19 protein-coding genes and 2 pseudogenes are annotated in these 23,797 nt (G+C 49.8%); 14 read left to right on the top strand and 7 right to left on the bottom strand.

Features of this window, described 5'->3' with window-relative positions; genetic code table 11:
• Window positions 1-48: 48 nt before the first annotated feature.
• The 3 genes from KTH90_RS18485 (at window position 49) to KTH90_RS18475 (ending at window position 1,844) form a co-directional block, all read left to right on the top strand.
• On the top strand, window positions 49-525 hold the full coding sequence (locus KTH90_RS18485) for a DUF4367 domain-containing protein (protein ID WP_158354270.1): 477 nt from the start codon (window positions 49-51) through the stop codon (window positions 523-525).
• Window positions 526-592: 67 nt separating this feature from the next.
• Window positions 593-1,207, top strand: coding sequence for an RNA polymerase sigma factor (locus KTH90_RS18480; RefSeq protein ID WP_238727242.1), 615 nt, complete (start codon window positions 593-595; stop codon window positions 1,205-1,207).
• Window positions 1,200-1,844: a DUF4367 domain-containing protein gene (locus KTH90_RS18475; RefSeq protein WP_238727241.1), complete on the top strand. Its 645-nt coding sequence runs from the start codon at window positions 1,200-1,202 to the stop codon at window positions 1,842-1,844. Before KTH90_RS18480 ends, KTH90_RS18475 begins: the two co-directional genes overlap by 8 nt.
• 8 nt (window positions 1,845-1,852) lie before the next feature.
• Here KTH90_RS18475 and KTH90_RS25350 read toward each other — a convergent pair.
• Together KTH90_RS25350 and KTH90_RS18465 are read right to left on the bottom strand one after the other, a co-directional pair.
• A pseudogene (locus KTH90_RS25350) lies at window positions 1,853-1,987 on the bottom strand (iron dependent repressor, metal binding and dimerization domain protein); the annotation flags it as partial.
• Between the two features lie 101 nt (window positions 1,988-2,088).
• Window positions 2,089-2,375: pseudogene (locus KTH90_RS18465) on the bottom strand (ISNCY family transposase); the annotation flags it as partial.
• Window positions 2,376-2,548: 173 nt separating this feature from the next.
• Between KTH90_RS18465 and KTH90_RS18460 the strand changes: the two are divergent.
• The 7 genes from KTH90_RS18460 to KTH90_RS25150 all read left to right on the top strand — a co-directional run bounded on the left by KTH90_RS18460 (window position 2,549) and on the right by KTH90_RS25150 (window position 9,821).
• Window positions 2,549-3,061: a ferritin gene (locus KTH90_RS18460; RefSeq protein ID WP_158354272.1), complete on the top strand. Its 513-nt coding sequence runs from the start codon at window positions 2,549-2,551 to the stop codon at window positions 3,059-3,061.
• Complete coding sequence (locus KTH90_RS18455) at window positions 3,061-3,240, top strand: (2Fe-2S)-binding protein (protein ID WP_158354273.1); 180 nt, start codon at window positions 3,061-3,063, stop codon at window positions 3,238-3,240. Before KTH90_RS18460 ends, KTH90_RS18455 begins: the two co-directional genes overlap by 1 nt.
• 196 nt (window positions 3,241-3,436) lie before the next feature.
• Window positions 3,437-4,780, top strand: a complete 1,344-nt coding sequence (locus KTH90_RS18450; RefSeq protein WP_158354274.1) for a uracil-xanthine permease family protein — start codon at window positions 3,437-3,439, stop codon at window positions 4,778-4,780.
• A 219-nt stretch (window positions 4,781-4,999) separates the two neighbouring features.
• Window positions 5,000-5,704 carry a LytR/AlgR family response regulator transcription factor gene (locus tag KTH90_RS18445; protein WP_238727240.1) on the top strand — a complete coding sequence of 235 codons (705 nt, stop codon included), beginning with the start codon at window positions 5,000-5,002 and terminating at the stop codon, window positions 5,702-5,704.
• A 177-nt stretch (window positions 5,705-5,881) separates the two neighbouring features.
• Entirely contained in the window at window positions 5,882-7,366 is a 1,485-nt protein-coding gene (locus KTH90_RS18440; protein ID WP_238727239.1) for a pyridoxal-5-phosphate-dependent protein subunit beta, read from the top strand.
• Between the two features lie 20 nt (window positions 7,367-7,386).
• Entirely contained in the window at window positions 7,387-8,628 is a 1,242-nt protein-coding gene (locus KTH90_RS18435; protein ID WP_158354277.1) for a threonine synthase, read from the top strand.
• 242 nt (window positions 8,629-8,870) lie between these two features.
• Complete coding sequence (locus KTH90_RS25150; RefSeq protein ID WP_158354278.1) at window positions 8,871-9,821, top strand: DMT family transporter; 951 nt, start codon at window positions 8,871-8,873, stop codon at window positions 9,819-9,821.
• A gap of 8 nt (window positions 9,822-9,829) precedes the next feature.
• Here KTH90_RS25150 and arcC read toward each other — a convergent pair whose 3' ends face one another.
• The 5 genes from arcC to KTH90_RS18405 all read right to left on the bottom strand — a co-directional run bounded on the left by arcC (window position 9,830) and on the right by KTH90_RS18405 (window position 15,531).
• Window positions 9,830-10,771, bottom strand: a complete 942-nt coding sequence (arcC, locus tag KTH90_RS18425; RefSeq protein ID WP_238727238.1) for a carbamate kinase — start codon at window positions 10,769-10,771, stop codon at window positions 9,830-9,832.
• A 299-nt stretch (window positions 10,772-11,070) separates the two neighbouring features.
• Window positions 11,071-12,264, bottom strand: a complete 1,194-nt coding sequence (gene ygeW, locus KTH90_RS18420) for a knotted carbamoyltransferase YgeW (RefSeq protein ID WP_158354279.1) — start codon at window positions 12,262-12,264, stop codon at window positions 11,071-11,073.
• A 111-nt stretch (window positions 12,265-12,375) separates the two neighbouring features.
• Window positions 12,376-13,569 carry a YgeY family selenium metabolism-linked hydrolase gene (locus KTH90_RS18415; RefSeq protein WP_158354280.1) on the bottom strand — a complete coding sequence of 398 codons (1,194 nt, stop codon included), beginning with the start codon at window positions 13,567-13,569 and terminating at the stop codon, window positions 12,376-12,378.
• Window positions 13,570-13,646: 77 nt separating this feature from the next.
• Window positions 13,647-14,843, bottom strand: a complete 1,197-nt coding sequence (dpaL, locus tag KTH90_RS18410; protein ID WP_158354281.1) for a diaminopropionate ammonia-lyase — start codon at window positions 14,841-14,843, stop codon at window positions 13,647-13,649.
• A gap of 43 nt (window positions 14,844-14,886) precedes the next feature.
• On the bottom strand, window positions 14,887-15,531 hold the full coding sequence (locus tag KTH90_RS18405) for a helix-turn-helix transcriptional regulator (RefSeq protein ID WP_158354282.1): 645 nt from the start codon (window positions 15,529-15,531) through the stop codon (window positions 14,887-14,889).
• Window positions 15,532-15,871: 340 nt separating this feature from the next.
• Here KTH90_RS18405 and ssnA point away from each other — a divergent pair, with 340 nt between their 5' ends.
• The 4 genes from ssnA (at window position 15,872) to xdh (ending at window position 23,785) form a co-directional block, all read left to right on the top strand.
• A complete protein-coding gene (gene ssnA, locus KTH90_RS18400; protein WP_158354283.1) occupies window positions 15,872-17,203 on the top strand; it encodes a putative aminohydrolase SsnA in 1,332 nt (443 codons plus the stop codon).
• A 26-nt stretch (window positions 17,204-17,229) separates the two neighbouring features.
• A complete protein-coding gene (ygfK, locus tag KTH90_RS18395; RefSeq protein ID WP_158354284.1) occupies window positions 17,230-20,220 on the top strand; it encodes a putative selenate reductase subunit YgfK in 2,991 nt (996 codons plus the stop codon).
• 91 nt (window positions 20,221-20,311) lie between these two features.
• Window positions 20,312-21,100: a selenium-dependent molybdenum cofactor biosynthesis protein YqeB gene (gene yqeB, locus KTH90_RS18390; protein ID WP_158354285.1), complete on the top strand. Its 789-nt coding sequence runs from the start codon at window positions 20,312-20,314 to the stop codon at window positions 21,098-21,100.
• Between the two features lie 120 nt (window positions 21,101-21,220).
• On the top strand, window positions 21,221-23,785 hold the full coding sequence (gene xdh / locus KTH90_RS18385) for a selenium-dependent xanthine dehydrogenase (protein WP_158354286.1): 2,565 nt from the start codon (window positions 21,221-21,223) through the stop codon (window positions 23,783-23,785).
• The last annotated feature ends 12 nt before the right edge of the window (window positions 23,786-23,797 follow it).

The following is a 23,797-nucleotide window of genomic DNA, read 5'->3' as shown; positions in this document are numbered from 1 at the left end:
AGGCAAAAACACCACTCAAAATTATATAATAATCAGGAGGACTTAAACATGAAACTTAAAACAATTTTTTCCCTTATCTTGGGCACCACTTTAGCACTTTCTCTTGTCGCCTGCGGTAGCAATAACAATCCCGCAGCCGATAACAGCAAGCCCGGTGCAGTACAGCCGGCCAACCCCTTTCAGCCTTGCGACACAATGGATGCTGCCGAAGAAATGGCTGGCTTTGATCTGATCCTGCCTAAAACCGCTGACAAACTGGAAGCGATTGAAAACGAGATGATTCAGGCTTTCTATGGCGAGGATGGTTCTGATATGCTGATTCGTAAGGCACTTGGTAACGAGGACATCAGCGGAGATTATAATGAGTATGCACAGACCGAAACTGTGGATGGCGTGACCCTCAAAGGTGCAGACGGACAGTTTTCTCTTGCCGTGTGGACAGACGGCGAGTATACTTATTCTATCAGCGTTGGGAATGCCCTTTCTCAGGTTGATATGATGGCACTTGTGGACGGCGTAAAATAAGGTTTCATATGACTCAAAGGACAGGCTCATAGGTTCTGTCCTTTGAAGCATGAACAGGAGGGATGATGTGGAATATTGCCTGGTAGCAGAAAGATACTTGCCGTCTTTCATAGACATACTAAAAAAACTATTTTCTTTTATTGCGGTAACACTGTTTGGAAACGCCTGCAGTGAAACTGATTTGCCAAGAGAGAGCAGCCGTGAAAGGATCAATCACCAGGCAGAACGAATGCTCAGCGAGTATGGCAATGCCGTTTTGCGTCTGGCCTACTCCTATCTTCACAATACAGATGATGCAGAAGAAGTATTACAGGATACGCTTGTCCAATTTCTTAGAACGTCTCCTGCGCTGAATGCAAAAGAACATGAAAAGGCATGGCTTCTTCATGTTGCTGCCAACCTGAGCAAAAACCGTATCAAGTACAATGCTATCCGACAGACAGATGAACTAATGGAGGAATTAGTAGCCGAAAATCGGGACGACCTTTCATTTGTCTGGGAGGCAGTAAAAACTTTGCCGGACAACTACCGTGAGGTAGTGCATCTTTTTTATTACGAGGGCTATCCAACAGCGCAGATTGCTAAAATACTTGGGATGAAAGAAACAACTGTCCGCTCCAATCTGTCCCGTGGCAGAGAGAAGTTGAAAACGGTGTTAAAGGAGGCGTATGACTTTGAATAGAAAGTATGATGAAGTAATGGAACATATCGAAGTTACGCCTGAAATGCAAAGTCGGATTTTGGGCAATATCGAAAACATTGATTTTGCAGAAAAGAAGCAAGCGAAGATTATTCGTTTTCCGAATATAAAACGCTTCGCCATGCTTGCGGCTTGCCTTGCTGTCATGCTTGTCGGAACATTGATCCTGCCTAATCTACGGAACATCACTAACGAGCCACCTGTTAGTGAAAATAACAATATTGTCGAAGTGTCTTCTGTCGAAGAACTGTCGGAAACTGTAGGCTTTGAAGTGGTCGAACCGGGAAATCTGCCGTTTGAAGCCAAGAATATTGTTTATACTGCTTATTGGGCGGAGTTGGCTGAAATTATCTATATAAATGATGATCAAACAGCAGTTTTTCGTAAAGGTATTGGGTCTGATGATGTAAGTGGTGACTACAATTCTTATGAATTGACAGGCGAAATATCGGTGAATGACATCAATGCCACGTTAAAGGGCAACGGTGAAACCTATACCATGGCAATCTGGACAGACGCTGAGTTTTCATATTCATTGTCGCTAAGCGAGGGCATAGGAGAAGCAGAGTGGATTAAAATATTGAAAACAATGATAAATTCTGGAGAAAAGCAAATTTGAGCCGATGTTCATAGAATGTGAAGGGAAATTTCATGGAAAGAAGTTTCCGCACTGATCACATGTTCGATCCGGCAGGCATCTTCAGCCGCTACCTCAGGGCTGACCCCCAGTGGAATTAGAGAATCAGAGAGAATCGTATGCCGTATTACGGAGCATGAGATTCTAGAACAGAAATTATTTACCAGGAAGAACCGGATTCTGAAACGCAATCCCAGCGCCTCTTCGAAAAGATTTTCGGATGTGCCTGTTTGAAACGAGTGAATTTTGAGGAGTCAGGAACCAGATCAAAGCCACAAAAATCACGTAATTCCTGAGAGAACTTCAGAAAGAGAGCCTTTAACAAAGGATAGAGCTGATGTTTGCGGGGCCTTCCAGTAGAAGCGTAAAAATGAGTACAAAAGAAACAGAAACAATTTCATCGAGATCACTGGTCTGATCAAGTAGAGAAAGAAATTGATATTTGTCATTATCAAATTTAATTTGGTAATTATCAAAAACTTCTGCCAAAGTGAGTTGTCTATATGGTATTATGTAGGTACATCTCCTTTACGGCGGATGGTTAAATGATTTCTGAACAACTCTATTTTACCACAATCCGTTGAGGAGATGTTTTGTTTTATAGAAGTAACAATGCCGTATTTATGCGGCTTGTGGCGTTTCGCAAACGCCTAAAGTAGCTTTAATAACGAAAGGAGAAATGCAGAATGCTTGCAGAAAAAGTAGCACAATTACTAAACACACAGATTAACAAAGAGTTCTACTCCGCTTATTTCTATTTGGATTTCGCCAATTACTATGAAAATGAGGGACTCAAAGGATTTGCCAACTGGTACGAGATCCAGGCCCAGGAAGAACGGGACCACGCGATGCTGTTCCGGAAATATTTGTTAAACAATGGCCATCAGGTTACATTCACAGAAATCGGCAGCCCTCACAAAGAATACTCAAATTTCCTGGCCCCCTTAAAATATGGCCTGGAGCACGAACAATATGTCACCAGCCTGATCCACGAGATCTATAATGAAGCCTACCAGGCAAAAGACTTCCGTACCATGCAGTTCCTGGACTGGTTTGTAAAGGAGCAGGGAGAAGAAGAGACCAACGCGGAAGACCTGATCAAAAAGTACGAGCTTTTTGCAGGAGACGCCAAAGGTCTGTATATGCTGGACAACGAACTAAGCGCCCGCGTATACACCGCTCCCTCACTGGTACTGTAATGAACAAAGAAAAGGTAATCTGTCCCTGCCGCAAACTAACTAAAGGTGACATTCTAAAAGCGGTAGAACAGGGAGCCTCCAGCTATAAGGAAGTCAAAAAGGCCACCAAAGCAGGCAGCGCCTGCGGTAAGTGTAAAAAGCAAGTGAAAAAGCTGACGAAAAAAGCACTGAAAGAGTAAACGACCAGCCCCGCCAAAACGCGCGGTGGACTAAATGCCCCAGGTTAAGGAACCATAAATAATCGTCTGGTATTCTTGAAATAGAAAGGGGTTCAGGGTATAATGGGATAGGGTGATGATAAATCAAATGATCCGATAGAATGTTTTGGGTGATTCATTCCATTGGATGAAGATGAAAACAGGAGGATCATGATTTATGAACAACCATCTCAAATTAAAGACCGGAGCCTCAGTTTTTGAGATCCAGGGGATTCCGGCTATGCGGCAGGCACTGCCGTTAGCGTTGCAGCATGTAGTGGCTATGATTGTGGGGTGCGTGACACCGGCGATTATCGTGGCTGGGGTGGCTATCGATAAGGGTACGATGACTCCGTCCGACAAAGTGGTGCTTGTGCAGGCAGCGCTGTTGGTCGCAGCGGTTGCGACGTTAATCCAACTGTTTCCGATCGGAAAGTATATCGGATCCGGATTACCGGTTATCATGGGTGTCAGTTTTGCCTACCTGGCATCGCTTCAGGCAATTGCAGGCGACTTCGATGTGGCTACGATTTTTGGCGCTCAGTTGGTGGGCGGTATCGTGGCAGTCGTCGTAGGCATTTTTATCAAATGGCTCAGGCCGTTGTTTCCTCCGTTAGTGGCAGGAACGGTGGTATTCACGATTGGGCTGTCTTTGTATCCCACGGCGATTAACTATATGGCCGGAGGACAGGGCAGCGCGGATTATGGCAGCGCGAAAAACTGGTTTGTGGCGATTGTCACGCTGATTCTGGTGGTAGGGCTGAACCATTTCGGAAAGGGATTCTTCAAACTGTCTTCGATTCTGATTGGCATTATTGTCGGCTATGTGCTGGCGGTCTGCCTCGGAATGGTGGATTTTACGGCGATCTCCCAGGCCGACTGGTTTTATATTGCAAAGCCCATGCACTTTGGGATCAAGTTCGAAGTTTCGACCATAATATCCATATCCATCCTGTACATCGTTAATTCGGTGCAGGCCATCGGGGATCTGTCCGCGACCACAGCGGGTGGACTGGACCGGGAGCCGACGGATCGGGAGCTGTCCGGCGGTATCATCGGTAACGGCGTGGCCAGTGTGATTGGCGCATTCTTTGGGGGATTGCCTACTGCAACTTTCAGCCAGAATGTGGGGATCGTAGCTACCACGAAAGTGGTAAACCGGTGTGTACTGGGTCTGGCCGCAGTCATTATCTTCCTGGCTGGCTCTGTACCCAAGTTTGCATCGATTCTCACAACGATTCCTCAGTGCGTGCTGGGCGGCGCCACGGTATCTGTGTTTGCCTCCATCACCATGACAGGGATTAAGCTGATCAGCCAGGAGCCGCTGAATTACCGGAATACGGCGATTGTGGGCCTGGCCGTCGCATTGGGAATGGGGATTACCCTGGTACCGGAAGCCTTGGCTATGTTTCCGGGCTGGGTGACAACCATTTTTGGAAAATCAGCGGTTGTGGTAGCGACGATTGTGGCAGTTCTGCTGAACTGTATTATTCCAAAGGAAAAACCGCAGGAGGATTCTTAACCGCAGCGCAGGGAAACCAGGCGCGTGAAAAGGCGGGCGATAAGCGAAGCGCTTATCGCCCGCCTTTTCACGAAAATTATTTTTAGGTATCGGCATCACAGTGTCATCAAAAAATAATTTTCATTTTATGCTGAAATAATGCGCAAAAATGCAGGCTGTCTTGTTGCCGGCGGCCAGCTACGTTATAATAGTCTGAGAACATACCAAGGAGGAATCCGCATGATAAGACTGGCCGTTTGTGATGGGAACAAATGCATTCAAAAAGAAATCGCCAAAGTGGTATCCGCATCTTACAGACAGGAAATGAAAAACGATATCTATGAATCTCTGGACTCCCTGACCGCAGAGATCAGTGCGGGCAGAACTTACCCCGACCTGATCCTGTCTGATATCTCCAAAGATACCAGCGCTTCCATAAATGAATCAAAAGCCATCCGTCAAAAATGTCCCGAGATCAAATTCATCTGGATGAGTTCCGATCCGGATGTGCCGGAGGAAATATTTGATACCGACCCTATCTACTGCCTTCCCAAACCAATTCCGTTGGATGATCTGAAAGCAGCCCTAAACACCGCTCTTGTCCGATGCCACCAGGAAGAAAAAGACACCCTGATCCTAAAGAGCAGAAACGGAATACAGAAAATCCCCCTGGCAGACATCTCCTATCTGGAAAGCGATAAACATGTAATCTACCTCCACGGCCAGAACCGCCAGTGGAAATGCTACATAAAATTAGACGACATCATGGAACGTTTTCCGTCTTATTTTGTAAGATGCCATCAAAGCTATGCACTAAACATGGCAAAACTAAGAAAACTAACGGCCCTGTCCGCCGAATTTACCGATGGCCGCAGTGTTCCTGTCAGCCGTGCCCGATACAAAACAGTAAAAGAATGTCTGCTTCATTACTATTCATTCCGCTGAAGGTTCCGGATTAAATTCCAGGCAGAATCAAAACTTGAACCGGACGGGGCCAATGAAGCCCAATCCACAAATACTCTTGATAATCCATCAGATTCATTGAATAAAACACCTCCAGATGCTATAATATTACACATAGGTTACAGTTGGGGTACGCCTAAAACTACATATTTCAGGAGGATGAATATAGTGATTGATTTAACCAGGAAACAAGAGGCATTGGCTAGAAATATTGAGCGGGCAAAGGAAAAAAATATCATCATTCCCACTTTTGAGCAGATGAGAAATCCTAATAAGGTACCCGAAGCGATTCAAGAACAGTTAAAAAGTGTAGGTCTGTGGGATATCAATCCCTTGAACCTGTTTCGGATTACATGGAAAAATGAGCCGAAAGAGAGCGGCGGCCTGTTCGGCAGCCCGAATTTTATCGTGCTTCCCAAGGAACTTACCGGTGTGGATGCGAAGATCCTGTGTATGATCGGAAAATTCTTCCCGACCGGCTGCCATAAAGTAGGAGCCTCCTTCGGATGTCTGGCGCCCAGGCTGGTGACCGGACAGTTTGATGCCAGCCGGCAGAAAGCGGTATGGCCGTCCACCGGCAACTATTGCCGGGGCGGCGCGTTCAATTCCAAGCTTTTGTCCTGTGACTCTATCGCGATCCTGCCGGCGCAGATGAGCCGGGAACGGTTCGACTGGCTTAAGACGGTGGCTACGGAGATCATTGCCACACCCGGCTGCGAGAGCAATGTAAAAGAGATCTTTGACAAAACCTGGGAGCTTCGCAACACCAGAGATGATGTCATGATCTTCAACCAGTTTGAGGAGATGGGCAACCATCTGTGGCATTACGCGGTGACCGGTAACGCGGTTGAAGAGGCTTATCTTAGCATAGCCGATGAGAATAGTCATCTGGCCGGCGCCTGCTTTACTTCCGGTTCCGCGGGAACCACAGGAACCGGCGATTATCTGAAAGAAAAATTCCCTGGACTTAAGCTGGGCGTGGGAGAGGCGCTGCAATGTCCGACCCTGTTAAACAACGGATTCGGGGGCCACCGGATCGAAGGGATCGGTGACAAGCACGTGCCGTGGATTCACAATGTAAAGAATACGGATATGGTCATTGCTATCGATGACGAAGACAGCCAGAAATTGCTGCGCCTGTTCAATGAACCGGAAGGACGCGAATATCTGATAAAAGAAGCGGGAGTTGATCCGAACCTGGTGGATGAACTTGCTTTCATGGGAATCTCAGGAATTGCCAACGTTCTGTGCGCAATCAAGATGGCCAAATATTACGAATTGACGGAGAATGATGTGGTGGCCACAGTTCTGACGGATTCCGCCGCTATGTATGGTTCCAGAATCGATGAGTTGCGGGAAGAGGATGGCGAATATAGCACGAGGAAGGCGGCGATCGATTATCATACTCATTTGCAGTCCATTAAGACGGATAACCTGGAAGAACTGACCTACGTGGGCAGGAAGCGGATTCATAATCTGAAATATTACACCTGGGTAGAGCAGCAGGGCAGAACGGTGGAAGAACTGAACGCGCTGTGGTATGACTATGAAAATACCTGGGGCGCCGTACATAAACAGGCCGCCCAGATCGATGAACTGATTCAGGAATTCAATGAGAACACCGGACTGCTTAAGAATCTGTAGAAGGGAAGGGTGCAAAGAGAATGAGACATGTTATTTCAGCCGTCTGTGTCCGATGCGGCGCGGAGCATGAAGCTGTCCCTAACGTGACGACCTGTCACAAATGCGGCGGTATTTTGGATATCAAATATGATTATAACCATATAAAAGGGCATTTGACGAAAGAGCAGCTGACAGAGCGGAAAGATTATTCCATGTGGCGCTACCGGGAGTTCCTCCCGGTAGGAGAAGAAGGAAATTATCCAAAGCTTCGGGTGGGCTGGTCCCCTCTCTACAAAGCGGACCGTCTGGCGGAGAAGATCGGCATCAAAACCCTGTATATCAAGGATGACGGAATCAATCCCACGGCGAGCATGAAGGATCGCGCCTCAGCCATGGCTGTGGCCAAGGCTTACGAAGCAGGGGCCGATACCATCGCCTGCTCCTCCACCGGAAATGCGGCCTCATCCCTGGCCGGAAATGCGGCAGCCGCCGGTTATAAGACCTTTATCTTTGTGCCTGAGAGGGCGCCGAAGGGAAAAGTGTCCCAGCTTATGATATTCGGAGCCACGGTGATCAGCGTGCAGGGAACCTATGAGGACACATTCCGGCTGTCGGCGGAAGCCATCGACCGCTGGGGCTGGTATAACCGGAATGCGGCGATCAATCCCTATCTGATGGAGGGAAAGAAGACGGTAGCGCTGGAAATCGCGGAGCAGCTGAACTTTCAGATGCCTGACTACGTAGCGATCTCCGTAGGCGACGGCTGTTCCATCGCCGGAGTCTGGAAGGGGTTAAAGGATCTGCATGAGGCTGGATTTATCGACCGTTTACCGAAGCTGATCAGCGTACAGGCATCGGGCTGCTATCCGATTAACCGCGCGGCCAGAACCAATATGCCGCTTGAGCCTATGGAAGAAAACACCATCGCAGATAGTATCGCCGTCGGTGTACCCCGCAACCCGGATAAGGCGGTTAACGCCATTTTGGAGTCAAACGGTGTCACCGTAGAAGTGTCCGACGATGAAATACTGGCTGCCATGCGGCTGCTGGGACGAACCTGCGGGGTCTTTGGTGAACCTGCCGGTGTGACCGGAACCGCCGGTGTCAAAAAAGCAGTGGAACTGGGTCTGATTCCGAAAGGATCGTCCGTGGTCAGCATTGTAACGGGTAACGGCTTAAAGGATGTAAATAATGCGGTCAAAGCGGCAGGAGAACCGATTCACATACCTCCGCAGATGGATTTACTGCTGGAGGCTTTCGCAAAAAGCGGCGGGCCGCAGTAGCATATAGAAAACATGGGATATAGAAAATGTAGCATTTAGAAAAACCAGGTAACTTCTAAGAGGACGAAACCTCTGATCAGCAGGATCCGTGGCAATACGCCGAAGGCGGCTTGACCGTGCCGGGTGTCCCGCCAGGTTTCGTCCTCTTTTGTGCGTAATCTGCTCTGACGTTTGAAAACAGTTCTATCTGTACAATGTTTTTGCTGAAACGACACAATATATCGGGATTTGGAGTATAGACAGTGAATAAAAGAGAGCATAAGGATGTTTTAATCGGATGCCTTTGTGCATTGGGGTGTGAGACACTTTTTGGGTTAAGTTATATATTCACCAAACAGGCAGCCAATGACGCCAGTACCCTGAGTTTGTTAGGATGGAGATTTTTGGTTGCCATAATTGTGATGGGATTGTGTGCGTTCGGCGGTATTATAAAAATACATCTAAAAGGTAAAAAATTAAAGCCGCTGATAACAGTAGCTTTATTTAGCCCTTGCATTTATTTTATCGGCGAAACAATCGGGATTCGCAGCACGACTGCATCGGAAAGCGGAGCCTTTTTGGCATGTATACCCGTAATTTCTCTACTGGCATCTACCTTCATATTACACAAAAAACCTCGAAAAAAGCAAGTGATAGGAATTCTAGTGACATTAGCCGGCGTTCTTGTAACTGTGTTTGCAGTGGGCGCAGCAGCGAGTTTTTCGTTTGTTGGATATGCAATGCTTACGGTCGCTGTTATTTCCTACGCATTGTATAGTGTGTTTGTTGAAAAAGCACCAGAATATACCGGAGGCGAAATAACATTTGTAATGCTTGCAGCCGGGGCGATTGTATTTGGAGTTCTTGCCGTTTTGGAAGCGTCTTTGAACGGAAACCTGAATGATGTAATACGATTGCCATTCACCAGTATGAGTTTTCTAATTGCGATCCTGTACCAGGGTGTTGGCTGCTCCGTCCTCGCTTTTTTCCTTTCGAATGTGGCTATTTCCAGGATAGGTGTCAATCGCACCTCTTCATTTATCGGGGCAGCAACGGTAGTTTCAATTGTTGCGGGAATACTGATTTTGAAAGAAGGTTTTTCAGGATTGCAGATGATAGGGGCATTTTTGATTATTGCCGGCGTATATATCGCCAATACGCATTTTCCAGGGAAGGCCGCTGAAAGGGTAACGCAAGCCTTCCCCGGAAAGTAATGGAAGTATTACTGACGGATAATCGTCCCGGTCTTACCTTCGATCCCATCCTTTGCCTTTTCCAGCAGGGTGATCAGCGCGGTACGTCCGGGTTTCGAGGAGGCAAACTGCACAGCAGCCTGCACCTTCGGAAGCATGGAGCCGGGAGCGAAGTGTCCCTCCTCCATATATTTCTTCGCCTCGTCAACGGTTATTTCGGACAACCATTTTACATCCGGTTTGCCGAAATTGATGGCCACTTTCTCCACAGCGGTTAAGATGATCAGATAGTCGGCATCCAGTTCCTGGGCCATCAGGCAGCTGGCGAAGTCTTTATCGATGACCGCGCTGGCGCCTTTTAGATGATTCCCCTGCAGGGTTACCGGAATCCCGCCGCCACCGCCGGCGATGACGATATTACCGCTCTCCACCAAAGTGCGGATCGCGTCTGATTCTACGATCTCCACGGGCCTTGGAGAGGCAACTACACGGCGGTAGCCGCGTCCGGCATCTTCCTTCATGATGTATCCATATTTTTCGGCCGAGATATCGGCTTGCTCTTTGGTCATAAAGTGCCCGATCGGCTTGGAGGGATTCTCAAAAGCCGGATCATCCGGATCTACCCGGACCTGGGTCACCATGGTGACAACCGGAATATCATAATGGCCCCGGCTGCGAAGTTCTTCCCGCAAAGCGTTCTGCAGATCATAGCCGATGTAAGCCTGGCTCATGGCTACACAGACAGAGAGGGGAGTGTTGGGCTGTTTCGGATTTTCACGGCTCAGCGCGGCCATGGCATTGTTAATCATTCCTACCTGTGGGCCGTTTCCGTGGGATACGACGACTTCATGCCCTTCTTCTATGAGATCGGCGATGGCTTTGGAGGTGATTTTTACAGCGGCCATCTGTTCCGGCAGGGTATCTCCCAGGGCATTGCCGCCCAAGGCTATGACAATTCTTTTTTTACTCATAATTTCCTCCACTCGTGCGTATTTCAGCACATATAGGTATAGAAGAGAGGCCGGGATGTCAAACCGGCCTCCAATTTATTATATTGAATACCGAAATTTTAATTACAATTCACATGACAACAATGAAAAACACAATAAGTTCTGCAATAACATAACACTAATCTGTCAGAACCTGCAAACCGGCCTTATGTAAAGCAGGGAAGAGAGGGAAACGGCGGAGCCGCCCGGTTCCAGGGCTCCGCCGTTTCCCTCTCTTCCCGGTCCTCGGCCCCCAGTCCCATCAATACTCCCAGACAGTTTTATCTAAAGATACGAGGAATGTCACGCTCTTCCAGTTTTTTCATCAGAGCGGCCGGATCTTCGAATTTGCTGAGCAGGATCATAGCTGCGATGACATAGGGCTTGTAGCTGGCTTCCTTGTATAAGGGATTGCGGTAACGGTCGAATACGGAGGCGTCCACTTCGCCGCTTTCACAGCTTAAACCGGAGATGTCGGCGGGCAGGCAGTGCAGATAGAGGGCTTTGCCGTCTTTGGTTAAAGACATCATTTCTTCCGTACATGCCCAGTCTTTGTACTCTGCGTTCTGTGCCAGCAGCTCTTTTTCCAATTTATTGATACCCTCGGTGTCACCCTCGCCGTACAGTTTGGTTCTTTCTTCCATAGCGGCGAACGGAGCCCAGCTCTTCGGATATACGATATCAGCGTCTTTGAAGGCTTCCTTCATATCGTTAGTTCTGCGGTAGCTACCACCGGATGCTGCCGCGTTTTTCTTGGCAACTTCTTCTACCTCAGGCATTACTTCGTAGCCTTCCGGATGCGCCAGCACCACTTCCATACCCATACGGGTCATCAGGCCGATGACACCCTGAGGAACGGAGAGCGGCTTGCCGTAGGAAGGAGAGTAAGCCCAGGTCATGGCCAGCTTCTTGCCTTTTAAGTTCTCCACACCGCCGAACTCGTGGATGATGTGCAGCATATCTGCCATACACTGGGTCGGATGGTCGATATCACACTGCAGGTTAACAAGAGTAGGGCGCTGCTCCAGGATTCCGTCGATATTGCCCTGTTTTACCGAGTCGGATACTTCGTGCATATAGGCATTTCCTTTTCCGATGTACATGTCATCACGGATTCCGATGACATCGGCCATGAAGGAAATCATATTGGCAGTTTCCCGGACGGTTTCACCGTGGGCGATCTGGGACTTGCCCTCGTCCAGATCCTGTACTTCAAGGCCTAACAGGTTGCAGGCGGATGCAAAGGAGAAACGGGTTCTGGTGGAATTGTCGCGGAACAGGGAAATACCAAGACCGCTTTCAAATACTTTTGTGGAAATATTGTTTTCCCTCATGAAACGCAGTGCGTCGGCTACGGTCCATACCGCTTCCAGTTCATCATCGGTTTTTTCCCAGGTCAGGAAAAAGTCGTTGTTATACATTTCTTTGAAATTCAATTGGTTTAGCTTATCGATGTAATCCTGTAATGTTTTCATTTTTTTATCTCCTTTAGATATTTATGAGTAGCTATGGCTGACTGTTGGGGGAATCAGCCATAGGGCTCCATGATTTTATGGAAACTGTTCACACAGTCTCGTTGGACAGAATTATTTGCAGTATAAGGTGGGTAGCGCGGCATATACTGCGGCGCATTTCACCAGGTCCGCTTTCCAGGTCTTTTCGTTGGGAGCATGTGCCTGCGCTTCTTTGCCAGGTCCGAATCCGATGCAGGGGATTCCGTAGCGTCCCATAATGGAAACTCCGTTGGTGGAGAAGGTCCATTTGTCAACCTTGGGCTCTCCGAACATTCCCTGATAAGACTCTACCATGGCCTGTGTCGCGGCGTGATCTTCCGGGATTACCCAGGTAGGGAAATAGCAGTCGGTCGGATATACCAGATCAGTGTAGCTGGGTCTTTCATATTTGTACATGCTGACGACGGCTTCATACTTCCTGACGGTGGGCAGAGCGCGGATTTCATCCAATGCCATCTCATAGGTCTCTCCGTCAGTCAGACGGCGGTCGATGGAGATCGCACAGCTGTCGGCTACCGCACAGCGGGAAGGGGAAGTGAAGAAAATCTCGGATACAGCAAGGGTTCCTTTTCCGAGGAAAGGATCATAGTGCAGTTTGTTATTTAACTCGCGTACTTCCTGAAGGATGTCAGCCATCTTGTAGATCGCGTTTTCTCCCCGTTCCGGAGCGGAACCGTGGCAGGAGATGCCTTTGACATCCACACGGATTTCCATACGTCCGCGCTGGCCGCGGTAGATATTGCCGTCGGTGGGCTCGGTGATTACGACGAATTCCGGTTTTACTTTGTCCTCATTGATGATATACTGCCAGCACAGACCGTCGCAGTCCTCTTCCTGAACAGTTCCAGTTACCAGTACGGTATATTTGTCGCTTAAGAGCCCCAGTTCCTTCATGATCTTAGCGCCGTACACGCTGGAGACGATACCGCCCAGCTGATCGGAGGTTCCGCGGCCGCCGATTTCCGTATCGGTTTCGAAGCCCTCGTAAGGATCGAATTCCCAGTTGTTGATGTTGCCGATACCAACCGTGTCGATGTGAGCGTCATAGCCGATTAAAGTCTCGCCGCTGCCCATATACCCCAGTACGTTGCCCATGGGGTCAATTTCTACTTTATCGAATCCTACCTTGCGCATTTCCTCAGCGATGCGGTCAATGTGGCCTTTTTCCCCGCAGCTTTCGCCGGGAATTTTTACCAGGTCACGTAAGAATTTTGTCATGTCCTTTTCATAACTCTGTGCCAGTTCTTTGATTTTGTTGAAATCCATTTTGCTGCCTCCTTGATTTTCATTTTCAATTGATAGAGTAACATTTGAAAAAGTAATATCTAAAAGTTAAGAATAGATCACATATCCCAGATGATATCTTTAAAGCGGTTCGGATCGGTATCACCCTCAGTGGAGAAGAGCAGTACCCTGGAATTTTCATCTAAATTTAATACATCCCGCAGATCCCTGTAGCGTTTCATCTTCATGATGCAGGCCAGCAGTCCGAAGGGGACGGCGCCGGATTCTCCCGAGATCACCTGCGGATCCCCGCGGAAAGGCGCGGCCAGCATCTTCATTCCACGTTCTGCCACCCAGTCGGGGCAGGAGGTGAATACTTTTACATGATTTCTCAATATATCCCAGGAGATGGTGTTGGGCTCCCCGCAGGCCAGACCAGCCATAATGGTTTCCATGTCCCCATCCACGATATGGACCGAGCCGTCATGAGAGGCGGCGCTTCGATACAGACAGTCAGCGGCCTGTGCCTCAACTACGATCACCATGGGAGGATTCTCCGGATAACGGTTGGCGAAATATCCCTGTACGGCGCCTGCTAAGGAGCCTACGCCGGCCTGGACGAATACATGGGTGGGACATTCACAGCCATAGGCTTGCATCTGCCCGTTGGCTTCGTCAGCCATGGTTCCGTAACCCTGCATAATCCAGGAGGGGATCTCTTCATAGCCGTCCCAAGCGGTATCCTGAACGACGACACCATTTTTTGTATTTTCCGCAGCTTCGGCGGCCATCCGGACACACTCGTCGTAGTTGGCGTTTTCGATGGTCACCGTCGCATTTTCACGTTCAATATTATCAAAACGGGTCTTGGTCGTGCCCTTCGGCATAAATACCACAGCTTTCTGCTTCAGGATATTTGCCGACCACGCAACGCCGCGGCCGTGATTGCCGTCCGTCGCAGTGAAGAAAGTGGCCTGACCGAATTCCTCTCTCAATGCGTCGGAAGTCAGTACCCGGTAGGGAAGTTCCGATACATCCCTGCCAATCTGTTTTGCTATGTAACGGGCCATGGCGAAGGAACCGCCCAATACTTTGAAAGCGTTCAGACCGAACCGGTAGGATTCGTCCTTCACATATAATTCCTTGATCCCAAGATAGGTCGCCATGCGTTCCAGCTTGGCCAGAGGGGTTCTGGTGTACTGGGGAAAACTCTCATGGAAAGCCCGGGCTTTGCGGACATTTTCCAGTGCCATGATCTCCAGGTTCTTGTCGTCGGTCTGTGGCATCGTGTTTTCAACCCATAAAATGTCGTTCATTTTATTAACTCCTTCCATATACAATGTGTTCGTAACTTAAGGATCAGGCGTTGTCATTTTCTTTCCCGGCGTCCAGATAGCTGTAGAGCGTGTATTTGGAGATACCGAAGTAATTGGAGACTTTGTCACCTGACTTTGTAATAAGGAAAGCACCGGCCTCATTCAGAAATTGGATGGCGCGGACCTTATCGTCCTTGTTCATCATCGCTACCGGCTTCCCGACGAGGACAACGGACTGTTCGATCAGATCGTCCAACAGGTCGTTGACATTTTGGGTGATTTTTTCAGGCTCTTTGGCCGTTGTTTCGGTGGCAGTCAGCGATTTTAGAGCATTTTCTACCGTCAGAAGGGCGGTAATATCATAATTGATGGAAAAAATATAGCGGATCTGGTCCTGGTCGTTTCTTATGTAGATCGTGCTGGATTTTAAAATTCTGCCGTCGGTTGTCCTGGTCAGATATCCCAGATGATCTTTTAGTTCATCGGCGCCTTTTCGCAAGGTTTCCAGAACCACATGAGAGGGTCCGTCGCCTAAAGCGCGGTTAGAGACATGGCCATTTTCGATAAAAGCAATGGAATGCTCCAGGTCACCGGTGGTCAGATCATGTATAACGACTTCACAGTTCTGTCCGAACTGTTTGGTTATTCCGCGTGCTACCTGTTTCAGAAACTCTAGTTGAAATTTCATGTAAGAATCCTCCCTGCGCAAAGAGTGGCTGCCGAAGATTTTGGGGTGTAAAATCACAGCAGTTTTGTTTCTTATAAATCCATCATAGCATATAATTTCAGAAATTCAATAGTTTTTTACAAAAATTTTTAGGTAACCTCAAAATTTTTTGATTTTTGTCTTGCATTATATAGTTTTCAGTAGTAAACTATCATTATAGAAATGGATTCTGTGGATATTGCATAAATGATTTTGGGTTGGGGAAATCAAAGATTGTGCAAAAACCTAGGGATTATCGTAGGTGTGGTTCTGGAAGCTTGAAGTTCTGGAAGAGATTTGTAATTGAAAGGAGAATAGGATTATGCTGTTAATAGGAAATGGCAGGCTGATTACCAGGGATGAGAAGAATACTTTTTTTGATAACGGCGCTGTACTGATAGACGGCAAGGTGATTCAAAAAGTAGGAACAACGCAGGAGTTGAAAATGGAATATCCGGATGCGGAATACATAGACGCCAAAGGCGGTGTTATCATGCCGGCATTGATCAACACGCATGAGCATATTTACAGCGCCATGGCCAGAGGACTTTCCATCAACGGATATAACCCGGACGGCTTCCTGGATATTCTGGACGGTATGTGGTGGACCATCGACCGCCATCTGACTTTGGAACAGGTAAAGCAGAGCGCTATGGCTACCTATATTGATTGTATTAAGAACGGAGTCACCACCGTGTTTGACCATCATGCCAGCTATGGTTCCATCAAAGACAGCCTGTTTACCATACAGGACGCGGCCAGGGAACTGGGAGTGCGCACCTGCCTGTGTTATGAGGTGTCCGACCGGGACGGCACGGAGAAGATGCGGGAAGGCGTGCAGGAAAACGCCGCTTTTATAAGGGCGGCATTGGCGGAAGAAGACGATATGTCGGCAGGTATGATGGGGCTGCATGCTTCCTTTACTCTTTCCGATGATACGCTGGAATACTGCGCGGTGAATAAGCCCTCGGAGGCAGGATATCACATTCACGTAGCTGAGGGTATCGAAGATCTCTATGATTCCCTGAAGAAATACGGAAAGCGGATCATTGACCGTCTGATGGATCTGAATATATTGGGACCCAAGACCATTACTGCTCACTGTATTTATGTAAATGAACACGAGATGGATGTGTTAAAACATACGGATACCATGGTCGTACATAATCCTGAATCCAACATGGGGAACGCCTGCGGATGTCCTCCTACCATGGAGATCTTCCGGCATGGAATTCTGACAGGACTTGGCACGGACGGCTATACCCATGATATGTTAGAATCATATAAAGCAGCGAATGTTCTGCACAAGCATCATCTGTGTAGCCCGAATGCAGCATGGGCGGAGGTGCCTGAGATGCTGTTCCAAAATAACGCCAGGATCGCCAACCGGTATTTTAAAAAGACTCTGGGTGTCCTGAAGGCAGGGGCCGCCGCCGATGTGATCGTGGCCGCCTACGATCCGCTGACCCCCATGAATGGCGAAAACTGTAACGGACATATCCTTTTCGGAATGAGCGGACATGATGTGACGACAACGGTGTGTAATGGTAAAGTTCTGATGAAAGACAGGGTATTGACCGGCGTGGACGAAGAAAAAGCGATGGCGGACTGCCGGGCAGAGGCAGAGAAATTATGGCATTCCATTAACGGTTAAACCATAAAGATCAGGAGGAAAAAAGAATGAGCGATCGTATGACACCTATCCCGTTTGCCGGGTTTATGAATTGGATTTTAGAAGAAAAGAAAACAAAAGGAACCGTGTTCGGTATCCGAAAACCATATACGGCTGACGCCGGGCAGAGTCTGATGATCTTCGGGCGGGCGCTGGAGACACCCTTCGGACCGGCCGCAGGTCCCCATACCCAGCTGTGCCAGAATCTGGTGGCCGCTTACTGCGCAGGCAGCCGTTTTTTTGAACTGAAAACCGTACAGATCCTGGACGGCGAAGATCTGCCGGTTTCCAAGCCCTGTATTAAAGCGGATGATGAGTGCTATAATGTGGAATGGTCAACAGAGCTGTATGTTCCTCAGGCCTTTGATGAATATGTAAAGGCGTGGATGGCCATAAAGGTACTGTCAAAGGAATTCGGCCTGGGATCCCCTGACGGTTTCCAGTTTAATATGAGTGTGGGCTATGATCTGGAGGGCATCAAGTCTGAGAAGATAGACCGCTTTATTGAAGGCTTAAAAGACGCTTCCGAAACGCCGGTTTTCCGGGAATGCCGGGAATGGCTTCTGGCCAATCTGGGGCGGTTCGAGCATATTACCAGGGAAGATGTGGAGGAAATTTCCCCGCATGTATGTAATTCCATCACGCTGTCCACGCTGCACGGCTGTCCTCCGGCGGAGATCGAGCGGATCGCCACCTACCTGATTAAAGAGAAGAAACTGAATACCTTTATCAAATGCAATCCGACTCTCTTAGGATATGAGTTTGCCAGAAAGACCATGGACGACATGGGATACGACTATGTAGCCTTTGGTGATTTCCACTTTAAAGACGATCTGCAGTATGAAGACGCAGTACCGATGCTGCACCGTCTGCAGGATCTGGCCGATGAGAAGGGGCTGGCTTTCGGTGTGAAATTAACCAACACCTTCCCGGTAGATATCAAAGCTTCCGAGCTTCCGGGAGAGGAGATGTATATGTCCGGCCGTTCTCTATATCCGCTGTCTATCGCGCTGGCGGCCAGATTATCAAAAGAATTCGGCGGAAAACTGCGGATCTCTTATTCCGGCGGCGCGGATAAATATAATATCCGTCAGATATTCGATACCGGCATCTGGCCCATCACTGTGGCAACGACCGTGCTAAAACCCGGCGGTTATCAAAGAATGGTGCAGATCGCAGAGCTTCTGGCGGAAGGCGGATATCATCCGTACACCGGAGTGGACGAAAGGGAACTGGAGGATCTGGCGGAAGCATCCAGACAGGACCGGCATCATAAGAAGGCGGTCAAACCGTTGGCTTCCCGTAAGATGAAGAGAAAAGTTCCGCTGATTGACTGCTTCGTTGCGCCCTGCAAAGAGGGATGCCCGATTCATCAGGATATCACCGCCTATATGAAGCTGACCGGGGAAGGAAAATATAAAGAGGCCATGGAAGTGATTACCGATAAGAATCCGCTTCCATTTATTACAGGCACGATCTGTGCCCATAACTGTATGAGTAAATGTACCAGAAACTTCTATGAGGAACCGGTCCGTATCCGCGATATGAAGTTAAAAGCGGCAGAAGGCGGATATGATGGGCTGATCGCAGAACTTCAGGAGCCTCCGAAGGATCAGACGGAAGCGATTGCCGTAGTCGGCGGCGGGCCGGCTGGTATCGCGGCAGCTTATTTCCTGGCCAGAGCAGGCCGGAAAGTGACGCTGTTTGAAAAGAGGGACGCCCTTGGCGGAGTAGTCCGGTATGTGATTCCGGAATTCCGAATCCCTTCCGCCTCTATCGATAAAGATGTGGCGCTGATGGAAAAGATGGGTGTTGAGGTTAAGCTGAATCAGGAAATAAAGACGATATCATCCCTGAAAGAAATGGGATATGGGAAAATCATACTGGCTGTGGGCGCTTCCAAACCCGGGCTGTTAAACCTTGAGAAGGGGGAAGCGGTAAATGCGCTGGCTTTCCTGGAAGAATTCAAGAAAGCGGACGGCCATCTGAATCTGGGAAGTGAAGTCGTGGTCATCGGCGGCGGCAATACGGCCATGGACGCGGCAAGAGCAGCCAAACGGGCGGATGGAGTGAAGAAAGTCTCCCTGGTCTACCGCAGGACTAAGCGCTATATGCCGGCAGATGCGGAAGAACTGGAACTGGCTGTCGAGGATGGTGTGGAATTTGCGGAACTGTTATCCCCTGTGTCTTTGGAAGATAACGTCCTGGTCTGTAATAAGATGAAGCTTGGGGATGCCGACGCCTCTGGCCGAAGAAGGCCGGTAGAGACAGGAGAGACGGTTACGATACCAGCCGATACACTCATCGCCGCTACCGGGGAACAGGTGAACGGCGCATGGTATCAGGTGAACGGGATTCTGACCGATGACAGGGGACGGGCGAAGGTCAATGAGCAGACCCTGGAAACCAGCGTCGAAGGCGTCTATGTGGCCGGTGACGGCGTGAATGGACCGGCGACGGTGGTGGAGGCGATCCGGGATGCATCCCTGGCCGCGGCTGTGATTCTGGGAGATCCGGTAGGAGCGGACCGTGAGGAGACAGGACTGGAAGAAGCGATCGCGGAAAAGAAGGGTGTGCTCAAAGAAGCCCATGAGGCGGCAGGTGAGAATTACCGCTGTCTGGAATGCGGAGCCGTATGCGAGAACTGTGCAGACGTATGTCCCAACAGGGCGAATATCTCGGTGAAGGTGCCGGGAATGCGGATGGCACAGATTATCCATGTAGATGATATGTGTAATGAATGCGGGAATTGCGCCAGCTTCTGTCCATACGACAGCGCGCCGTACAAAGAGAAATTTACCCTGTTCGCGAATGCAGCGGATTTCGCAGACAGTGAAAATGAAGGATTTGTGGTGCTGGATCAGAAAAGACAGAGGGTAAAGGTCCGTTTTACCGGCAGGGAATCCGAGATCGAATTGAACGGCGAAAATGGACTGCCGGGACAGCTGATCCAGCTCATGCAGGCAGTGATCTGTGATTACACTTACCTGTTACTGTAGTTTATTCCTGTAGTTTCGCCGGAGCTGAATCATTGAAAGAGCATGCTGAGTATGGTTTGTTTATGAATAGAACTTGAAGGAATGACGCGATATGAAGATCTTGATTAAGGGAGCCGGGGATCTGGCAACCGGAATTGCATGGAGGCTGAAGCGCTGCGGTTTTGATATCTGTATGACGGAGATCGCCGTGCCGACTACGGTACGGCGCACCGTGGCATTTTCCCGCGCGGTATATGAAGGCGAGGCAAGAGTTGAGGGGCTCTTGGCCGTCTTTGCAGCAGGGAGCGAAGAGGTGCGGCAGATCGTGAAAGAGGGAGACATCGCTGTGCTGGCAGATCCGGAAGCGGAGATCAAAGAGACCTGGCAGCCGGACGTGGTGGTGGATGCCATACTGGCAAAAAAGAACCTGGGAACCCGGATAGACGACGCGGCGCTGGTGATCGGAGTCGGGCCAGGGTTTACGGCAGGGGAGGACTGCCATCTGGTAGTGGAGACAAAAAGGGGTCACTATCTTGGAAGGGTGATCGAACGGGGAAGTGCAATACCAAATACGGGAATACCCGGTGAAGTAGCCGGCTATACGTCCGAGCGGCTGATCCGGGCGGAGTCTGGCGGGCCATTTAAGCCTGTGGTTTCGATCGGGGATACCGTAAAGGAAGGGCAGGTGGTCGCCAGCAGCGGCGGCGTTCCTATCCGGGCACAGATGTCCGGTATGGTGCGGGGCATGCTGCAGGCGGGTGTCCTGGTCACAGAAGGGATGAAATGCGGCGACATCGACGCCAGATGCGAGAGAGAGTATTGCTTTACCATTTCAGATAAGGCCAGGGCCATCGGGGGCGGTGTGCTGGAAGCCATATTGCGAAAGGCAAGGCAGATCTAATGAAACACCCTTCGGGTATACCTGGATGCCTTGAAGTACAAGGCAGATCTAAGGAAACACCCTTCGGGTATACCTGGATGCCTTAAAATACAAGGCAGATCTAAGGAAAGGAGCATGAAAATGTTTCGATTTATTGTAAATGGAAAGGAATGTCAAAGTGATAAAGATATCCGCCTGATCGACTATCTGCGTGATGAACTTCGGCTGACCTCCGTAAAGGAGGGCTGCGGTGAGGGGGCATGCGGCGCCTGTACCATTATCGCGGATGGCAGGAAGGTCAAGGCCTGTGTGCAGAAGCTCTCGAAAATGGACGGAAAATGCATTACCACGGTGGAGGGCTTAAGCAGCCGGGAAAAAGAGGTCTATGCCTATTGTTTCGCGGAGGCCGGAGCGGTGCAGTGCGGTTTCTGCATACCGGGCATGGTAATATCCGCGAAGGTGCTGCTGGATGAGACGCTCACGCCCAGCCGGGAAGATGTCAAAAAAGCAATCCGCGGGAATATCTGCCGGTGTACCGGCTACCAGAAGATCGAGGACGCGATCCTTATGGCTGCGGAATATTTCCGGGAAAACCGTGAGATACCGCAGAAGGAACCGGACCATCTGCTGGTCAGCGAGCGGTTTCCCCGCGTGGATGCCAGAGAAAAAGTATTGGGCACGGGCCAGTTTGTGGATGACATCGTACTGCCGGATATGGTATACGCCAAAGCGTTAAGAAGCAGATACCCGAGAGCCAGAATCAATAAAATTGACCTGTCAAAGGCGGAGGCACACCCGGATTGTGTCGCGGTCTACACAGCAAAAGATGTGCCGAATAATAAACACGGCCATCTGAAAAAAGACTGGGACGTCATGATCGCGGAGGGCGATATTACCCGCTATATCGGGGATGCGCTGGCACTGGTGGTATCGGAGCATAAGGAAACGCTGGATGAAATCCTGGATCTGATCGAGGTGGATGATACGGAGCTGCCTCCGGTAACCTCGCCAAGAGACGCGCTCAAAGAAGATGCGCCGAAGATCCACGAGAGCGGAAACCTGCTGACAAAGGAAGTGCTGAAACGAGGAGACGCGGATGCGGCGATCGCCGGGTCCAAATACGTCGTTTCCCACGTATATCAGGTACCGTTTACCGACCACGCGTTCATGGAGCCGGAGTGTGCGATCGCCTTCCGGCAGGGGGAAGAGCTGCATCTGTACACAGCCTCCCAGTCCATCTATGATGAGCAGCATGAGATCGCCCATATATTGAATCTGCCCGTGGAAAAAGTAATCAGTGAGACAAAGCTGGTGGGCGGCGGATTTGGCGGAAAAGAAGACATGAGTGTCCAGCACCACGCCGCGTTGGCGGCCTGGCTTACCGGACGTCCGGTAAAAGTAAAATTCAGCAGAGAAGAGAGCATCCGCTGCCACGTGAAGCGCCACGCTATGGAGATGGAATTCACCACGGCCTGCGATGAAAACGGATATCTGACCGGAATGAAGGCCGTCATCTATTCAGACACAGGCGCCTACGCGTCCCTGGGCGGACCGGTCCTGCAGAGGGCCTGTACCCATGCGGCCGGACCCTATAACTATCACGATGTGGACATCACAGGCTACGGTGTCTATACGAATAATATACCGGCCGGAGCCTATCGGGGCTTTGGCGTGACCCAGAGCTGTTTTGCCACCGAATGCAACATCAATGAGCTGGCGGAGCTGGCCGGGATCACCCCCTGGGAGATCCGTTACCGGAATGCGATCCGTCCCGGGCAGGTACTGCCCAACGGCCAGATCGCCACTCCCGACACTGCCCTTTTGGAGACTCTGGAAGCGGTAAAAGAAATCTACGAATCCAGCCCTTACGCCGGAATCGCCAGCTGTATGAAAAACAGCGGCGTGGGCGTAGGCATTCCCGATACCGGCAGATGCAACCTGGAGATCCGGGACGGCCATGTGCATATCCTGACCTCGGCCGCCTGTATGGGCCAGGGGATCGGAACTACCGCGACCCACATCGTCTGCCAGACCTTGGGAATCAAACCTTCCCTGACCGTATATGAGCGGGGCAATACCGCAAGAACCCCGGATTCCGGTACCAGCACCGCGTCCAGGCAGACACTCTTTATGGGAGAGGCAGCCAGAAGGGCTGCGCTCAAATTAAAAGAAGCGCTTGAGACAGCCGGTTCCCTGGAAGCCTTAGAAGGCAGGCTCTTCACGGGAGAATACCTGGGCAAAACCGATCCGATGGGATCTGAGAAACCCAACCCGGTCAGCCATGTGGCCTATGGATACGCGACCCAGGTGGTAATCCTGAATGAAGAGGGGAAGATGGAAAAAGTAGTTGCCGCACACGACGCAGGAACCGTGATCAATCCGCAGTCGGCACAAGGCCAGATCGAAGGCGGAGTAGTCATGGGATTAGGATATGGCCTGACCGAAGATTTCCCGGTGGAAGGCGGGTATCCCATCCTCAAATACGGCCGGCTCGGACTGCTTCGGGCCACCGATGTACCGCCGGTGGAAGTGATCTTCGTCAATTCCGGCAATCCTGCCGAAATGGCCTACGGTGCCAAGGGGATTGGTGAAATATGCAGTGTCCCCACCGCACCGGCCTGTCAGAATGCTTACTATCGGTTAGATGGGACGTTTCGAACCAAGCTCCCCTTAGACGACACGTTCTATCGAAAGCCGAAAAAGTAGGATGGAGGGCAT

The sequence above is a fragment of the Diplocloster modestus genome, from assembly GCF_019042245.1.
GTDB lineage: Bacteria > Bacillota > Clostridia > Lachnospirales > Lachnospiraceae > Diplocloster > Diplocloster modestus.
The sequence above is the reverse complement of the archived record's forward strand: the minus strand, read 5'-3'. Positions and strand labels throughout refer to the sequence as shown.